The following is a 15,009-nucleotide window of genomic DNA, read 5'->3' on the forward strand; positions in this document are numbered from 1 at the left end:
TCATCCTCTCGCTGCCAGAGCAACAACGCGTTCGTAAGCCTGTCCGCTGCGAATTGCAGTGATGGCACGCTGCGCATTGTCACGCAAATCTTCATTTCCGAATACTTTCAGCAACATTGCGACGTTGACCGCAACGGCCTGCTCATGGGCCGGCTGGCCTTTACCCTGGAGTAAACGCGCCAGAATGTCACGGTTTTCTTCCGGCGTGCCGCCAGCCAGCGCTTCTTTATCGTGGAAGCTGAAACCAAAGTCTTCCGGCGTTAGCTGATAACCGGTGATCTCGCCGTCACGCAGCTCAGCAACCTGCGTTGGGCTGTGCAGCGCCACTTCGTCCATGCCGCCGCCGTGTACCACGGCAGCACGCTGATAGCCCAGCACCTTCAGGGTTTGCGCAATCGGCAGCACCAGCTCCGGGCTGTACACGCCAATCACCGCCAGCGGTGGGCGAGCGGGGTTGATCAGCGGCCCTAACACATTGAACAGCGTGCGGGTTTTCAACTGCTGGCGAACCGGCATCGCGTGGCGGAAACCGCTGTGATACTGCGGTGCAAACAGAAAGCAAACGTTGAGGTCGTCCAGCGCTTTACGTGCTTTCTCCGCCGGCATATCCAGGTCAATACCGAACGCCGCCAGCAGGTCGGAAGAGCCCGATTTGCTGGAAACACTGCGGTTGCCATGTTTAGCCACTTTCAAACCGCAGGTGGCGGCGACAAAGGCACTGGCCGTTGAGATGTTAATGCTGTTGCTGCCGTCACCGCCGGTGCCGACGATATCCGCAAAGGTGTAGTCGGGACGCGGGAACGGTTTCGCGTCTTCTAACAGGGCCGTGGCCGCACCGGCGATCTCTTCCGGGCGCTCGCCACGGACTTTCATGGCGATCAGCGCGGCGGCGAGTTGGGTCGGTTCAAGCTGGCCTTTAATAATGGCGCTGAACAGCTGGTGGCTTTCAGCCTGGCTCAGGGTCTCTGCCTGATACAGTTTTTCCAGAATAGTTTGCATCATAATCTCCCTATTATTTCGCCAGCGCCCAGGCCAGCGTTTGCTCTAACAGACGCGCACCCTGGGTGGTGAGAATGGATTCGGGGTGGAACTGGAAGCCACATACACGATCAGCATCGTGGCGTACGGCCATCACCATGCCGTTGTAGCTGGCGTTCACGGTTAATTCGGCAGGGGTGTTGCTGCCCACCAGCGAGTGGTAACGCGCCACAGGCAGCGGGTTGCTCAGGCCGGTGAACATCGCTTCACCATCGTGATTAATCGAAGAGGCTTTACCGTGCAGGATCTCGCCTGCCTGGCCAACATGGCCGCCGTAAGTTTCGACAATCGCCTGATGGCCGAGGCAAATACCGATGATAGGCAGACGTCCGCGCAGCGCTTGTAACAGCGCAGGCATGCAACCGGCATCCTTCGGTGCACCCGGGCCCGGCGATAGCATCAACACCGGATTCTCCATCTGCTGCAGGCGTTCAATCAGCACTTCAGCCGGTACATTATTACGGTAGATCACCACGTTGTGGCCAAAGGTGCGCAGCTGATCAACGAGGTTGTAAGTAAAGGAGTCGATATTATCGAGCAGCAGGATGTCGGCCATCAGAAAATCTCCTTGCAATGATGGGCAGTGGCGATGGCACGCAATACCGCGCGCGCTTTATTGCGGCTTTCATCCGCTTCGGCTTGAGGTTGTGAGTCGAGCACCACGCCGGCACCGGCCTGCACGGTTGCTACACCATCTTCCACCCACGCGGAGCGAATCACGATGCAGGTGTCGAGGTCGCCGTGTGCCGTGAAGTAACCCACTGCACCGCCGTAGCTGCCACGACGCGTGCCTTCTTTCTCCGCGATCAATTGCATGGCGCGTACCTTCGGTGCACCGCTCAATGTGCCCATATTCATGCAGGCGCGGTAGGCGTGCAGGACATCAAGGTCGTTACGCAGCGAGCCGACGACACGAGAGACCAGATGCATGACAAACGAGTAGCGGTCTACTTTTGTCAGGTCGGCGACATAGCGGCTGCCCGGTACACAGATGCGTGCCAGATCGTTACGGGCGAGGTCCACCAGCATCAGGTGTTCAGCCAGCTCTTTGTGGTCGGTGCGCATTTCCAATTCGATACGGCTATCTAGGTCACGATCCAGCGAGCCATCAGCATGACGTCCGCGTGGACGCGTGCCTGCAATCGGGTAGATCTCAATCTGACGCGAGGTGGCGTCATATTTCAGTGAGCTTTCGGGTGAGGCACCAAACAGCGCAAAATCCTGGTCCTGCATAAAAAACATGTATGGGCTAGGGTTGCTGTGCTTCAGCGTGTCATAAGCGGCCAGCGGTGAAGGGCACGGCAGTGAGAAGCGACGCGAAGGCACCACCTGGAAAATTTCACCGATGCGAATCGCTTCCTGCATCTCACGCACAACGCTGCAATACTCTTCGTCGCTTTGGTTCGTGCTCAGCGTCATGTGCTCAACGCGCTGTACCGGCAACGCGGTGGCGGGTTGCGCCATTTGACCACGCAGCTGCTCGATGCGGCTTTGCAGACGCTGGAATTCACTGGTTGAAGGGCTAAACAGGCTCGCCTGCAAGCGGGCGCTGCGTGTCTGGTGGTCAATCACCAGTAAAGTTTCTGCCAGATAGAAGCAGTAGTCTGGGCAGCTCTGCTCATTACGTAATGCAGGCAGGTCTTCGAAGCCTGCCACCAGGTCGTAAGCGAACAGCCCACCAAGGAACATCGCTTCGCGCTCTTCAGCCGGGCTATTAACCAGCTGCGGAATCAGGCGGAGTGCATCAAACACTGACAATGCCTTCAATCGCGAATCTTCATCATGCAAACCCTGCGGTTGCGGGAAATGCAGCTCACGACCGTCTGGGCGCGCTTCAATTCGCACGTCGGCTGGCAGTGCTTCATCCAGCAGCGGCAGGATAGCGCGACCGTTTTCAGATAGAGCTTGCAGCGTGACGACATTGCCCATTGCGCTGATGCGCAGGGCGCTGTCGACAATCAGCAGGCTTTTCAGATTCTGTTTGCTGTCGATATCGGCGGATTCGAGCAGCAAGGTTGCTGGACGTGCGCCGCAAATTTGATGGAACACTGCGGCCGGATCTTCGCGGTAGGGCGCGGTACCGGTAATCAACTTCACTGTAGGTTTCGCATTAGCCATTATTGTATTCTCTGAATTTCGCTCAAAAAAAAGCCCGCTCGGTGGCGGGCTCAGGTATCTGCACAGCGGTTACGCAAATTGTGCACGACGACGTCGCCCGTTCAAGGGATCATCGCGCCACCAACCTTTTGCATGCGTACCGAAAAATGCCATGATTGAATACCCGTTACGTGTGAACTTGTGTACTAGTTAACTGGTTCAGGCGAAAAATGTCAATACCCTTTTTCAGTCACGGTCAAAATCGTTATCATGCCCGCCGGTTTATGCAGTTGCTGGAGTGACCTTGTCTGATATCGCCCGTTTTCCTCTATATGATTTACACAGCCATACACAAGCATCTGATGGTTTACTGACACCCACTGCGCTGGTGCAGCGTGCCGTCGAGATGAAGGTTGGCGTGCTCGCGATTACCGATCACGACACGGTTGCCGGTGTGGCGGAAGCACAAGACGCCGTGCTGCAACAAGATCTGCCCATTCGTGTCCTGTCGGGGTTAGAAGCATCGACACTGTGGGAGAACCACGAAATTCATATTGTGGGTTTGAACATCGATTGCCAGCACCCGGTACTCAGCGAATTTCTTGCCCAACAGCATCAATGCCGTGTTGATCGCGCGCTACAGATTGCAGAGCGGCTGGAGCGGTCGCGCATCCCTGATGCGCTGGCCGGCGCACAGCGTCTGGCACAGGGCGGGGTAATTACCCGAGGCCATTTTGCGCGTTACCTGGTTGAGATCGGCAAAGCGAACAATATGGCGCAGGTGTTTAAGAGTTATCTTGCACGTGGGAAAACCGGCTACGTGCCACCGCAATGGTGTACAATTAAACAAGCTATTGATGCCATTCATCATTCTGGCGGCGTTGCCGTACTCGCACATCCAGGTCGTTATGGCTTGTCTGCCAAATGGCTAAAAAGGCTGATTGCCCATTACGCAGAAGCGGGTGGGGATGCAATGGAAGTCGCGCAGTGTCAGCAGGCACCCAACGAACGCACCCAGCTTGCGACATATGCGCGCGATAATAAGCTGGCGGCATCGCAGGGGTCAGATTTTCACTTACCTTGTCCGTGGATAGAATTGGGGCGCAAATTGTGGTTGCCGGGTGGTGTTGAACCCATTTGGGAACGCTTTCCTGAGCTGGCGCCCGCAGTGGCTGTTGCTGACAGGTGATATGAGGTTTTTATGAGTCAACTTTTTCACATTCATCCCGACAATCCGCAGCCACGCTTGATTAATCAGGCGGTTGATTATCTGAATAAAGGGTCTGTTATCGTCTATCCCACTGATTCGGGTTACGCGTTAGGTTGCCGACTGGAAGAGAAGAATGCCATGGAGCGTATCTGCCGCATTCGTCAGTTGGACGGTAATCACAACTTTACTTTGATGTGTCGTGATCTGTCTGAGTTGTCGACCTATTCGCAGGTGGATAACACCGCGTTTCGTATTCTGAAAAACAATACGCCAGGTAACTACACCTTCATTCTCAAAGCGACCAAAGAAGTGCCACGCCGTTTGATGAATGATAAACGCAAAACCATCGGTCTTCGCGTGCCGTCCAATCCGGTAGCCTTGGCGCTGCTGGAGCGTCTGAATGAGCCGATGATGTCGACTTCACTGATGTTGCCAGGCAATGACTTTACCGAATCCGATCCTGAAGAGATTCAGTACAGCATCGGTAAGCTGGTGGATCTGATTATTGATGGCGGCACCCTGGGGCAACAGCCAACCACCGTTATCGATCTCACCAGCGATTCACCGGTCGTAGTGCGTGAAGGGGTAGGCGATACGCGTCCGTTCCTTTAATCACGCGTGGTCAGGCGCCGATAAGGTCGTCTGGCCAATATTTTGTTCCAGCCAATGTCTGAAATCGCCGTAAGGAATATACAGTGAGACATCTTTCAGGATCACTTTCTTACTACGCACATTGGATATTTCATGGCTATAACCCACAATCACACCGCCAATAGTCTGGTCAGCATTATATACTGCGCCGCCTGACATTCCCTGCACTACTCCAGCATTTGATGCCATTGCCATGCACGGTTTTTTATTCCATTTATTGGTGATAGCGGTGCGCGCTAAATTAACGCCGCTCGATTCCACCGGCATGGCAGAAATAAAGCTGTAACCGTACATCTTAATGGGTTCGCCGACTTTACTGGTGCGAAATTTGGCCAGCGTTTCAGGGCTATTTTTGTGGTAGATAATAGCAACGTCACAATAGGGATGATAAGCCTTCACACGCTGGACAGCCGTGGTGGCCACGTGCGCAGCCGTCAGACTGTATTCTGGTGTCAGTGGAATGGTGGTGCCGAGGATACCCAAACCCAGTACTGTCGGGATGCCTGTCACGCTCATATCAACGTGTTCAAGCGCCGCACGACTGTACTCAGTGTGGCCCACGGAACAACCGCTCAGTGCCAGTGCGGCGAGCGCAGGCCAAAGCAGGGAGGTTCTCATGTTGTATTGCCTTCATTTTATGCATGTCAGTAAAATCCCTGGTGAAGACTTTCGACATGCAAATTAAATTCATTCCGTGAATGAATTAACGCATCGTTTCCGCGTGCGCCGGTTTATATTATCAACGAAACAACACTGTGATCGTTAATGGCTTGTTAGGTAATCGAGTGTAAATAGTAAAAATTACGTTTTTATTAATACGGCACACTGGATTTCAGAGTTAAATTTTACACACATTTCTCATCAGAACAATTCATCATATTTAATCTGAATCAAATAATGCGAAAATACAGACTTAATCCAACCTGCAGTGCCAATTAACTAGCAATTTAAATTTACTGGCATGATGAGTCTTATTTATCCCGGTTAGATAGAGTTTTATCCTGTTTTGCGATTTGGCTTTAGATTTTATGTTTGGGATTATCCTTAAGCGCGGTGCGCAATGCTACCCATGTAGCCTTGAAAAGCGCTAATCTATCACGCAGCTAAAGTGGAAATAATCACCAGCTTGAAGGTGACGCGGGCAAAGAGTAAAAATTCAATGAGTTGGCTCAGAGCGCAGCAGCGATTTACTGGTCTATCTATCAGGGACGCAAATATATCCATCGTTGGCCCTGATCGTTCGACGCAGCCTTTGGCCTTTAGTATCGGCAGCAAAGTAAAAGGTGTTAACAAAACTTGCGTTAGTGTAGAATCGCGGGCCGCCTGAGATTGCAGCAGCAATGCGCAGCGGTAACAGATTCTGATATGGGAATTGGTAATCCCTGTATCCTACCTCTTCTTACCACGACGCCTGGGAAGGCGACAACGAGGCAGCTCCATGAGCGAGAAACTACAGAAAGTATTAGCGCGCGCCGGTCACGGTTCGCGCCGCGAAATCGAAACCATGATTTCAGCCGGACGCGTCAGCGTCGATGGCAAACTGGCGACGCTAGGCGATCGCATCGAAAGTGATAAATCACTGAAAATCCGTATTGATGGCCATCTGGTCTCTATTGCTGAGTCTGCGACCGAAGTGTGTCGCGTACTGGCGTACTACAAACCAGAAGGTGAATTGTGTACCCGTAATGACCCGGAAGGCCGTCCAACGGTGTTTGACCGCTTGCCGCGTCTGCTGGGTTCACGCTGGATTGCTGTCGGCCGTCTGGACGTTAACACCTGCGGTCTGATGTTATTCACCACCGACGGTGAGTTGGCGAATCGCCTGATGCATCCAAGCCATGAAGTCGAGCGCGAATATGCTGTGCGCGTATTCGGCGAAGTGGATGACGATAAAATTCGCCAGTTAAGTAAAGGTGTGCAACTGGAAGATGGTCCTGCATCGTTCAAAACCATTAAGTTTGCGGGCGGCGAAGGCATCAACCAGTGGTACAACGTCACGCTGACCGAAGGTCGCAATCGTGAAGTGCGTCGTTTGTGGGAAGCCGTGGGTGTCCAGGTGAGCCGTCTGATGCGTGTACGCTACGGTGATATTCAGTTGCCTAAAGGTTTACCACGTGGTGGCTGGATGGAGATGGAATTGTCGGCAGTGAACTATTTGCGCACGCTGGTGCAAATGCCGGAAGAAACTGTCACCAAAGTGGCGGTGGAAAAAGATCGCCGTCGCACCAAAGCCAACCAGATCCGTCGTGCGGTGAAACGCCACAGCAATGTGAGCGGTAACCCGCGTCGTGGTGGCAGCAGCAGCAGTCGTACCAGCGGCAATAAAAAACGCGGTGCCTGATGCTATAGTGACGCCGCGGTGTGCGGCGTCACTGCTTTACCAGTCAATTCCTTGCTGTGCCTGAATCCCTGCATCAAAAGCATGTTTCACCGGACGCATCTCCGTTACCGTATCGGCCATTTCCAGCAATGTGCGATGGCAGCCGCGACCCGTGATGATCACGCTTTGCTGCTCCGGACGCTGGCTTAATGCCACCACCAACTCCTCCAGATCCAGATAATCCATACTGACCATATAGGTGATTTCATCGAGAATCACTAAGTCGAGTTGTGGATCCGCCAGCATGCGCCGCGCCTGCTGCCACACCTGCTGACAGGCCAGGGTGTCGGTTTCGCGGTTTTGCGTATCCCAGGTAAAGCCGGTGGACATCACCTGAAACTCAACCCCATATTGTTCCAGCAGATTACGCTCACCGTTCGGCCACTCACCTTTGATAAACTGAACTGCTGCGACCGTTTTGCCATGCCCGCAGGCGCGCAGGGCGGTACCAAAAGCGGCGGTGGTTTTGCCTTTCCCGTTTCCGGTGAACACCATCAAAATGCCGCGTGTTTCCGTTGCGGCGGCAATACGGGCATCCACCTGCTCTTTTAAACGCTGTTGTCGTTGCTGGTGACGATCGCTCATGCGCTGGCCGGTCCCGGTTTGCATCCTGGTTGCGCATCAAAACTGATACCGGTTTTGCGACGGCTGTCATCCCCCATCAAGTAGAGATAGAGCGGCATCAAATCGGCAGGGGTTTTCAGCAGGTTGGCGTTCTCATCCGGGAAAGCGCTGGCGCGCATTTTGGTGCGTGTTCCGCCTGGATTGATGCAGTTCACCCGCAGATGGCGATTTTTGTACTCATCGGCCAATACTTGCATCATGCCTTCGGTAGCAAATTTTGACACGGCATAAGCGCCCCAGCCGGAACGCCCGGTGCGACCGACACTTGATGTGGTGAACACCAGCGAGCCCGCATCGGATTTCAGCAGAAGTGGCAACAACGCTTGGGTGAGATAGAAGGTGGCATCAAGATTAATTTGCATCACTTCGCGCCAGACGGCGGGATTAAGCTCGGCCAGCGGGATGATTTCACCAAGGATGCCCGCATTATGCAGCACACCATCCAGACGCGGTACCAAGTCAGCCACTTGTTGCGCCAGTTGGTGACAGCTTTCAGGGGTAGCCACTGACAAATCGAGCAGCAGCGAAGAGGCTTGTTGCTTGTTCAGCTGGTTAATCGCCTGTTCCGTTTGCTGCAGCGTCTCAGCATTGCGGCCCAGCAAAATGACGCGTGCGCCGTAGCGCGCATAAGTAAGTGCAGCTTCACGGCCAATGCCGTCTGAAGCGCCGGTTACCAGGATAATACGATTTTCCAGCAGATCGCTTTTCGGTTGATAATGCACAGCGATGTCCTTTGGCAGGTCAGAGGGTTTGGGGCTTTATGCCTCAATTTTCCGCAAGGTGCAATCGCTGAACCTCGCAATCTGTGCCGCCTGCGGGCATTTCAGGCGACGAATGCCTGCAAAGCGGGTACACTCAGCCACTGTTTGTAATTCACTGTTTAATAAGGCGGCAGAATGGATTTACTCTCCAGCTATGGATTATTTCTGGCCAAGGCCGTCACCGTGGTGGTGGCGATCGCAGCTATTGTTCTGATTGTGCTCAATGCCGCGCTGCGTAAACGTCACAGCGGCGGGCAGCTGCGTTTAACTCATCTCGATGACGAATACCGTGAGATGAAAGAAGATCTGCAGTTAGCGAAGATGAAGCCGCAGGCACAAAAAGTATGGCTCAAACAGCATAAAAAAGAAGAAAAACTCAAAGCCAAGTCTGAGAAACGTAACGCGAAAGCCGGTGTGAGTGAAACCGCGAAACCCACGCTCTACGTGCTGGAATTTAAAGGCAGTATGGATGCGGGTGAAGTCAGCTCATTACGCGAAGAGATCTCCGCTGTGTTAGCCGTTGCGCAGCCAGGTGATGAAGTATTACTTCGTCTGGAAAGTCCTGGTGGGGTGGTGCACGGTTACGGCCTGGCGGCTTCTCAGTTACAGCGCCTGCGTGATGCCGGTCTGCACCTCACTGCCGTGGTGGATAAAGTGGCGGCCAGCGGCGGCTATATGATGGCCTGCGTCGCCGATCGCATTGTAGCTGCGCCATTCTCTATTATTGGTTCCATTGGCGTGGTTGCGCAGATTCCTAACTTCAACCGTCTGCTGAAACGCAATGACATTGATGTGGAACTGCACACCGCAGGACAATACAAACGCACGTTGACCCTGTTTGGCGAAAATACCGAAGAGGGCCGTGAGAAGTTCCAGGAAGACCTCAATGAAACCCATCAGCTGTTTAAAGACTTTGTGCAGCAGATGCGTCCGTCACTGGAGCTGGAGAAAGTGGCAACGGGTGAACACTGGTACGGTCGTCAGGCGCTGGATTTAGGCCTGGTCGATGAGATCGGCACCAGCGATGCGCTGATTATCAAACAGATGGATCGTTTTGCTGTGCTCGGGGTGCATTTTGCACGTAAGAAGAAAATGATGGATCGCTTCACCAATAGCGCCAGCATGGCGGCAGAGCGGTTAATTCTGAAAATATGGCAGCGCGGCGATAAGCCGCTGTTGTAAACCAGCCCGGCAGATGCCGGGCTTTTTTATGCCAGATGATATTGCGCGGAGAGCACCACAGCGAGGTGTTTAAAGACGTTAAAAACCGCGGTGGTTTTGGCAGTGGGCAAGCCCTCGTCATCAAGAAAATAGGGGCCGCGAAACACGAAAACTTCACCTTGCTGAATCACGTCATTGGCTTCCATGCCCGCCAAATAATCGTCGTGCTGTTTGATCATTTGATTGGCAATTTCCAGTAACGCCTGGTGTGAAATAGATTCCGTTTCTGCTGACATTTTGCACTCCTTTTTTGACAGCGATTGTTCTCCTTCTATATTACTTGCGAGTTGGCATGTTCAGCAAATCAACAAAGGCAAGCAAAACTGGCGCAAAATTAAACAGAATGCTAATTAAGTTGCGTAACGGATTTTATCAGGTAGAGTGTGGGCGATTCAGCTTTCAGGGAGATCACACCAGGATGTGTGATACTGTCAGACGGAAAACTCGCTTCTAATCATAAAGTTGCATAAGTCGATGCAATCTGACCTGAGATTATCCCCGCTGCCTTGAAAAGTGAAAAGCTGGCAGCAATATTCAACCCGTTGGATTTTGGGGCTTCGAATCCTCTCCCGTTATCAGGACGTTTCAATTTAGGTAAAGGTACATATGGGTAAGTCACTCGTCATCGTTGAGTCCCCGGCAAAGGCCAAAACAATCAATAAATACCTCGGCAATGACTACGTGGTGAAATCCAGCGTGGGTCATATCCGTGATTTGCCGACCAGTGGTTCAACGGCCCGTAAAAGTGCTGACGGGGAAAAAGCCAAAAGCGGCAAAAAGGTTAAGAAAGATGAGAAAGTCGCGCTGGTTAACCGTATGGGTGTTGATCCCTGGAATGGTTGGGAAGCGGATTATCAAATCCTGCCAGGCAAAGAGAAAGTCGTTGCCGAGCTGAAAAATCTTGCTGCTGATGCCGACCACATCTATCTCGCAACGGACCTTGACCGCGAAGGGGAGGCCATTGCATGGCACCTGCGGGAAGTGATCGGTGGCGATGACACGCGTTTTAGCCGTGTGGTGTTTAACGAAATTACCAAGAATGCGATTCGTCAGGCGTTTGAAAAGCCGGGCGAACTGAATATTGAGCGCGTCAATGCGCAGCAAGCGCGCCGCTTTATGGACCGCGTCGTGGGTTACATGGTTTCTCCGCTGCTGTGGAAGAAGATCGCCCGTGGCCTCTCTGCCGGTCGTGTACAGTCTGTAGCCGTGCGTTTGGTGGTGGAACGCGAGCATGAAATCAAAGCCTTTGTGCCGGAAGAGTACTGGGATATTGATGCTGATTTCACCACGCCGAAGGGTGATGATTTGGCCATGCAGGTCACGCATCAGGGTGACAAAGCCTTCCGTCCGGTTAATCGCGAGCAAACACAAGCCGCTGTCGCCATTTTGCAGAAAGCACGTTTTGAAGTGCTGGATCGTGAAGATAAACCGACCAGCAGTAAACCTTCTGCTCCCTTTATTACCTCAACGCTGCAACAGGCAGCGAGTACGCGCCTGGGCTTTGGCGTGAAAAAAACCATGATGATGGCACAGCGTCTCTACGAGGCCGGTCATATCACCTATATGCGTACCGACTCCACCAACCTGAGTCAGGATGCGGTGGCGATGGCCCGCGGCTACGTTGAGAAGAGTTTCGGTAAGAAATACCTGCCGGATTCACCGATTACGTACACCAATAAAGAGAACTCGCAGGAAGCGCACGAAGCGATTCGTCCTTCTGATGTCAACATCGCTGCGGAACAGTTAAAAGATATGGAAGCTGATGCGCAGAAACTGTATCAGCTTATCTGGCGTCAGTTTGTCGCTTGCCAGATGGTGCCTGCCCAGTATGATTCCACCACGCTGACCGTAGGCGCGGCAGACTTCAAACTGAAGGCCAAAGGCCGTACGCTGCGCTTCGACGGCTGGACGAAAGTGATGCCTGCTCTGCGTAAGAACGATGACGATCTGACGCTGCCGCCAGTCAACGTTGGCGATATGCTTGATCTCAAAGAGCTGATGCCAAGCCAGCACTTCACCAAGCCGCCAGCTCGTTTCAGTGAAGCTTCCCTTGTGCGCGAACTGGAAAAACGCGGTATCGGACGTCCGTCGACCTACGCATCAATTATCTCGACTATTCAGGACCGTGGTTACGTGCGAGTGGAAAACCGCCGCTTCTACGCTGAAAAAATGGGCGAGATTGTGACCGACCGTCTGGAAGAGAACTTCCGCGAGTTGATGAATTATGACTTCACCGCACGCATGGAAAACAGCCTTGACCAGGTCGCCAACAACGAAGCGCAGTGGAAAGCGGTGCTGGATTCGTTCTTTAGCGATTTTAGCCAGCAGTTAGGACAGGCCGAGAAAGAACCGGAAGAGGGCGGCATGCAGCCGAACCAGATGGTACTGACCTCGATTGACTGCCCGACGTGTAGCCGTCAAATGGGCATTCGCACGGCCAGTACCGGCGTATTCCTGGGCTGTTCCGGGTATGCTTTGCCGCCGAAAGAGCGCTGCAAACAAACCATCAACCTGATTCCGGAAAACGAAGTACTTAACGTGCTGGAAGGCGATGATGCCGAAACCAATGCGTTGCGTGCGCGTCGTCGTTGCCAGAAATGTGGCACGGCGATGGACAGTTACCTGATCGATAATCAACGTAAATTGCATGTCTGTGGTAACAATCCAGAGTGTGATGGCTACGAAATCGAGCAGGGCGAATTCCGCATCAAAGGTTATGATGGCCCGATCGTTGAATGCGAAAAATGTGGTTCTGAAATGCACCTGAAAATGGGTCGTTTTGGTAAATACATGGCGTGTACCAACGACGAATGTAAAAACACCCGTAAGATTCTGCGTAATGGCGACGTTGCGCCGCCAAAAGAAGATCCGGTTCCGTTACCAGAGTTGGCATGTGAGAAATCAGATGCCTATTTCGTCCTGCGTGACGGTGCGGCAGGGGTATTCCTGGCGGCCAACACCTTCCCTAAATCGCGCGAGACACGTGCGCCACTGGTGGAAGAGCTGCAGCGTTTTGCTGACCGTTTACCTGAAAAGCTGAAGTACCTTGCTGAGGCGCCGGCCGCCGACCCAGAAGGCAATAAAACTCTGGTGCGGTTCAGCCGTAAAACCAAACAGCAGTATGTCTCCTCGGAAAAAGAGGGTAAGGCAACGGGCTGGTCGATGTTCTATATCGATGGTAAATGGCAGGAAGCGAAGAAGTAATACCCCTCAAGGCCAGCATCTGCTGGCCTTTTCACCATCCTTATAGCTAATCGTTCTACATTCCTTCTTTAACTGATATAGTGGTTATAGCTTTTTTTCGTTTCGCTGACTCGCTTTCCCTCGCCATACCTTCATCAGGGCGGAAACACGCCTGCTGGGATTGCCCCTCTGTCGCTACCGGGAAGATATAACTATGAAATTGCAGCAGTTACGCTACATCGTCGAAGTGGTCAATCACAATTTAAATGTCTCATCGACCGCCGAAGGGCTTTACACCTCACAACCCGGCATCAGTAAGCAAGTTCGTATGCTTGAAGATGAACTCGGTGTACAGATATTTGCGCGCAGTGGTAAACACCTGACCCAAGTGACGCCAGCCGGTGAAGAGATCATCCGTATCGCGCGGGAAGTGTTATCCAAAGTGGATGCCATTAAGTCGGTAGCGGGGGAGCATACCTGGCCTGACAAAGGTTCTCTGTATGTGGCCACCACGCATACACAAGCGCGCTATGCGCTGCCTGGCGTGATTAAAGGCTTTATTGAGCGCTATCCTCGTGTTTCGCTGCATATGCATCAGGGATCGCCTACACAGATTGCAGAAGCCGTGTCGAAAGGCAATGCAGACTTTGCGATAGCCACGGAAGCACTGCATCTCTATGACGATCTCATTATGCTGCCATGCTATCACTGGAACCGGGCAATTGTGGTCACGCCGGACCATCCACTGGCGGGCAAATCTAACGTCACCATTGAAGAGCTGGCTGACTTCCCACTCGTCACTTACACCTTTGGCTTTACCGGCCGCTCTGAGCTGGACACGGCGTTCAATCGTGCAGGATTAACACCGCGTATTGTGTTTACGGCAACCGATGCCGACGTGATTAAGACTTACGTGCGCTTAGGGCTTGGTGTGGGCGTGATTGCCAGCATGGCGGTGGACCCGGTTTCAGATCCTGATTTAGTTCGGATAGAAGCTTCAGAGATATTTACCAATAGCACAACCAAAATTGGCTTTAGACGCAGCACATTCCTCCGCAGCTATATGTATGATTTTATTCAACGTTTTGCACCTCATCTGACACGAGATGTGGTGGATGCAGCGGTAGCATTACGCTCCAATGAGGACATCGAAGCGATGTTCCGCGATATCAAATTACCTTTCAAATAGTTCCTTAAGTCATTATTTTGTCAAGGTGTCTTGCTGGCACCTTGCAAATCCCGCCTCCGTTAGCGCCACAAGAATCTCAAAAAATTTCATTATTTTTTTGTAAATGAAACATAGGTCACATGTTTTTTCATTGTTAGTTCTTAAATGCGAATCAGTACACAATTTTTACGTTGCTACTTTGCGGACCGCCAGGAATATTCCCATACTCCAGTTAAGAGCTGATGAAGAAGGGCTTTTTCAGCGGCTCTATAAATAAGACTCTAATTTAGATTGGATCTAAATTAGTTTTAACTCAAATTTACAATGTGATGTTTTAATTAATAGTTAGCTTCGTGATTAAGTTTATCTCATCTATTTTTTGAGTTTTGATAAATAGCATTAATCGTTGTGCTCAATAAAAATAACTGGATTTTCGGTCTTAACAAGTTTAGGATTCGTCCTAAATCTTAATCGTTGTCAACAATCGTTTTATTGAGAGTGATTATCAAAAACTATGAATACTAGATTAACTGTACAGCCGGACTTCCGGACCAAAAGCACCAAAGTTGAGCGCACTGGCAACACCCGTCGCAAAGCTTGGTTGACTGTCTTCGCTGCTTCAGCACTGTTCTGGGTAGTGGTGGCTTTAATGATTTGGCGTATGTGGGGTTAAGCC

At 52.1% G+C, this 15,009-nt stretch carries 12 protein-coding genes, 1 pseudogene and 1 other annotated feature; of the genes and pseudogenes, 7 read left to right on the top strand and 6 right to left on the bottom strand.

What is annotated here, in order from left to right; genetic code table 11:
• Both trpD and QMZ30_RS13730 read right to left on the bottom strand, forming a co-directional pair.
• Positions 1–1,594: pseudogene (trpD, locus tag QMZ30_RS13725) on the bottom strand (bifunctional anthranilate synthase glutamate amidotransferase component TrpG/anthranilate phosphoribosyltransferase TrpD).
• Complete coding sequence (locus QMZ30_RS13730; RefSeq protein ID WP_039334656.1) at positions 1,594–3,156, bottom strand: anthranilate synthase component 1; 1,563 nt, start codon at positions 3,154–3,156, stop codon at positions 1,594–1,596. Before QMZ30_RS13730 ends, trpD begins: the two are co-directional and overlap by 1 nt.
• 24 nt (positions 3,157–3,180) lie before the next feature.
• Positions 3,181–3,285, bottom strand: a sequence feature (Trp leader region).
• A gap of 154 nt (positions 3,286–3,439) precedes the next feature.
• Here QMZ30_RS13730 and rnm point away from each other — a divergent pair.
• Both rnm and QMZ30_RS13740 read left to right on the top strand, forming a co-directional pair.
• The gene (gene rnm, locus QMZ30_RS13735; protein ID WP_283227793.1) at positions 3,440–4,324 is read left to right on the top strand and encodes an RNase RNM; all 885 of its coding nucleotides are present in this window, start codon (positions 3,440–3,442) and stop codon (positions 4,322–4,324) included.
• Between the two features lie 12 nt (positions 4,325–4,336).
• Complete coding sequence (locus tag QMZ30_RS13740; RefSeq protein WP_283227794.1) at positions 4,337–4,957, top strand: L-threonylcarbamoyladenylate synthase; 621 nt, start codon at positions 4,337–4,339, stop codon at positions 4,955–4,957.
• On the opposite strand, the gene QMZ30_RS13745 is transcribed toward QMZ30_RS13740, so the two are convergent.
• On the bottom strand, positions 4,958–5,614 hold the full coding sequence (locus tag QMZ30_RS13745; RefSeq protein ID WP_283227795.1) for a serine protease: 657 nt from the start codon (positions 5,612–5,614) through the stop codon (positions 4,958–4,960). It abuts the gene before it with no gap.
• Between the two features lie 820 nt (positions 5,615–6,434).
• Between QMZ30_RS13745 and rluB the strand changes: the two genes are divergently transcribed.
• Positions 6,435–7,337 (top strand): 23S rRNA pseudouridine(2605) synthase RluB, encoded by a 903-nt coding sequence (gene rluB / locus QMZ30_RS13750; protein WP_039334668.1) that lies wholly within the window; start codon positions 6,435–6,437, stop codon positions 7,335–7,337.
• Between the two features lie 36 nt (positions 7,338–7,373).
• Here the strand turns inward: rluB and cobO are convergent, their stop codons facing one another.
• Together cobO and QMZ30_RS13760 are read right to left on the bottom strand one after the other, a co-directional pair.
• Positions 7,374–7,961 carry a cob(I)yrinic acid a,c-diamide adenosyltransferase gene (gene cobO / locus QMZ30_RS13755; RefSeq protein ID WP_283227796.1) on the bottom strand — a complete coding sequence of 196 codons (588 nt, stop codon included), beginning with the start codon at positions 7,959–7,961 and terminating at the stop codon, positions 7,374–7,376.
• Positions 7,958–8,722 (bottom strand): YciK family oxidoreductase, encoded by a 765-nt coding sequence (locus QMZ30_RS13760; protein ID WP_283227797.1) that lies wholly within the window; start codon positions 8,720–8,722, stop codon positions 7,958–7,960. Before QMZ30_RS13760 ends, cobO begins: the two co-directional genes overlap by 4 nt.
• A gap of 174 nt (positions 8,723–8,896) precedes the next feature.
• Between QMZ30_RS13760 and sohB the strand changes: the two genes are divergently transcribed.
• On the top strand, positions 8,897–9,943 hold the full coding sequence (gene sohB / locus QMZ30_RS13765; RefSeq protein ID WP_283227798.1) for a protease SohB: 1,047 nt from the start codon (positions 8,897–8,899) through the stop codon (positions 9,941–9,943).
• Positions 9,944–9,969: 26 nt separating this feature from the next.
• Here sohB and QMZ30_RS13770 read toward each other — a convergent pair whose 3' ends face one another.
• On the bottom strand, positions 9,970–10,218 hold the full coding sequence (locus tag QMZ30_RS13770) for a YciN family protein (RefSeq protein ID WP_283227799.1): 249 nt from the start codon (positions 10,216–10,218) through the stop codon (positions 9,970–9,972).
• Between the two features lie 370 nt (positions 10,219–10,588).
• Between QMZ30_RS13770 and topA the strand changes: the two genes are divergently transcribed.
• From topA to QMZ30_RS13785, 3 genes are all read left to right on the top strand, one after another.
• Positions 10,589–13,186 (top strand): type I DNA topoisomerase, encoded by a 2,598-nt coding sequence (gene topA, locus QMZ30_RS13775; RefSeq protein ID WP_283227800.1) that lies wholly within the window; start codon positions 10,589–10,591, stop codon positions 13,184–13,186.
• Between the two features lie 193 nt (positions 13,187–13,379).
• Positions 13,380–14,354 carry an HTH-type transcriptional regulator CysB gene (gene cysB / locus QMZ30_RS13780; RefSeq protein WP_034821485.1) on the top strand — a complete coding sequence of 325 codons (975 nt, stop codon included), beginning with the start codon at positions 13,380–13,382 and terminating at the stop codon, positions 14,352–14,354.
• Positions 14,355–14,847: 493 nt separating this feature from the next.
• Positions 14,848–15,006 (top strand): YmiA family putative membrane protein, encoded by a 159-nt coding sequence (locus tag QMZ30_RS13785; RefSeq protein ID WP_071885738.1) that lies wholly within the window; start codon positions 14,848–14,850, stop codon positions 15,004–15,006.
• Positions 15,007–15,009: the final 3 nt, after the last annotated feature.

It is taken from the genome of Pantoea sp. EA-12, from assembly GCF_030053355.1.
GTDB classification, from domain to species: Bacteria; Pseudomonadota; Gammaproteobacteria; order Enterobacterales; family Enterobacteriaceae; genus Pantoea; species Pantoea vagans_C.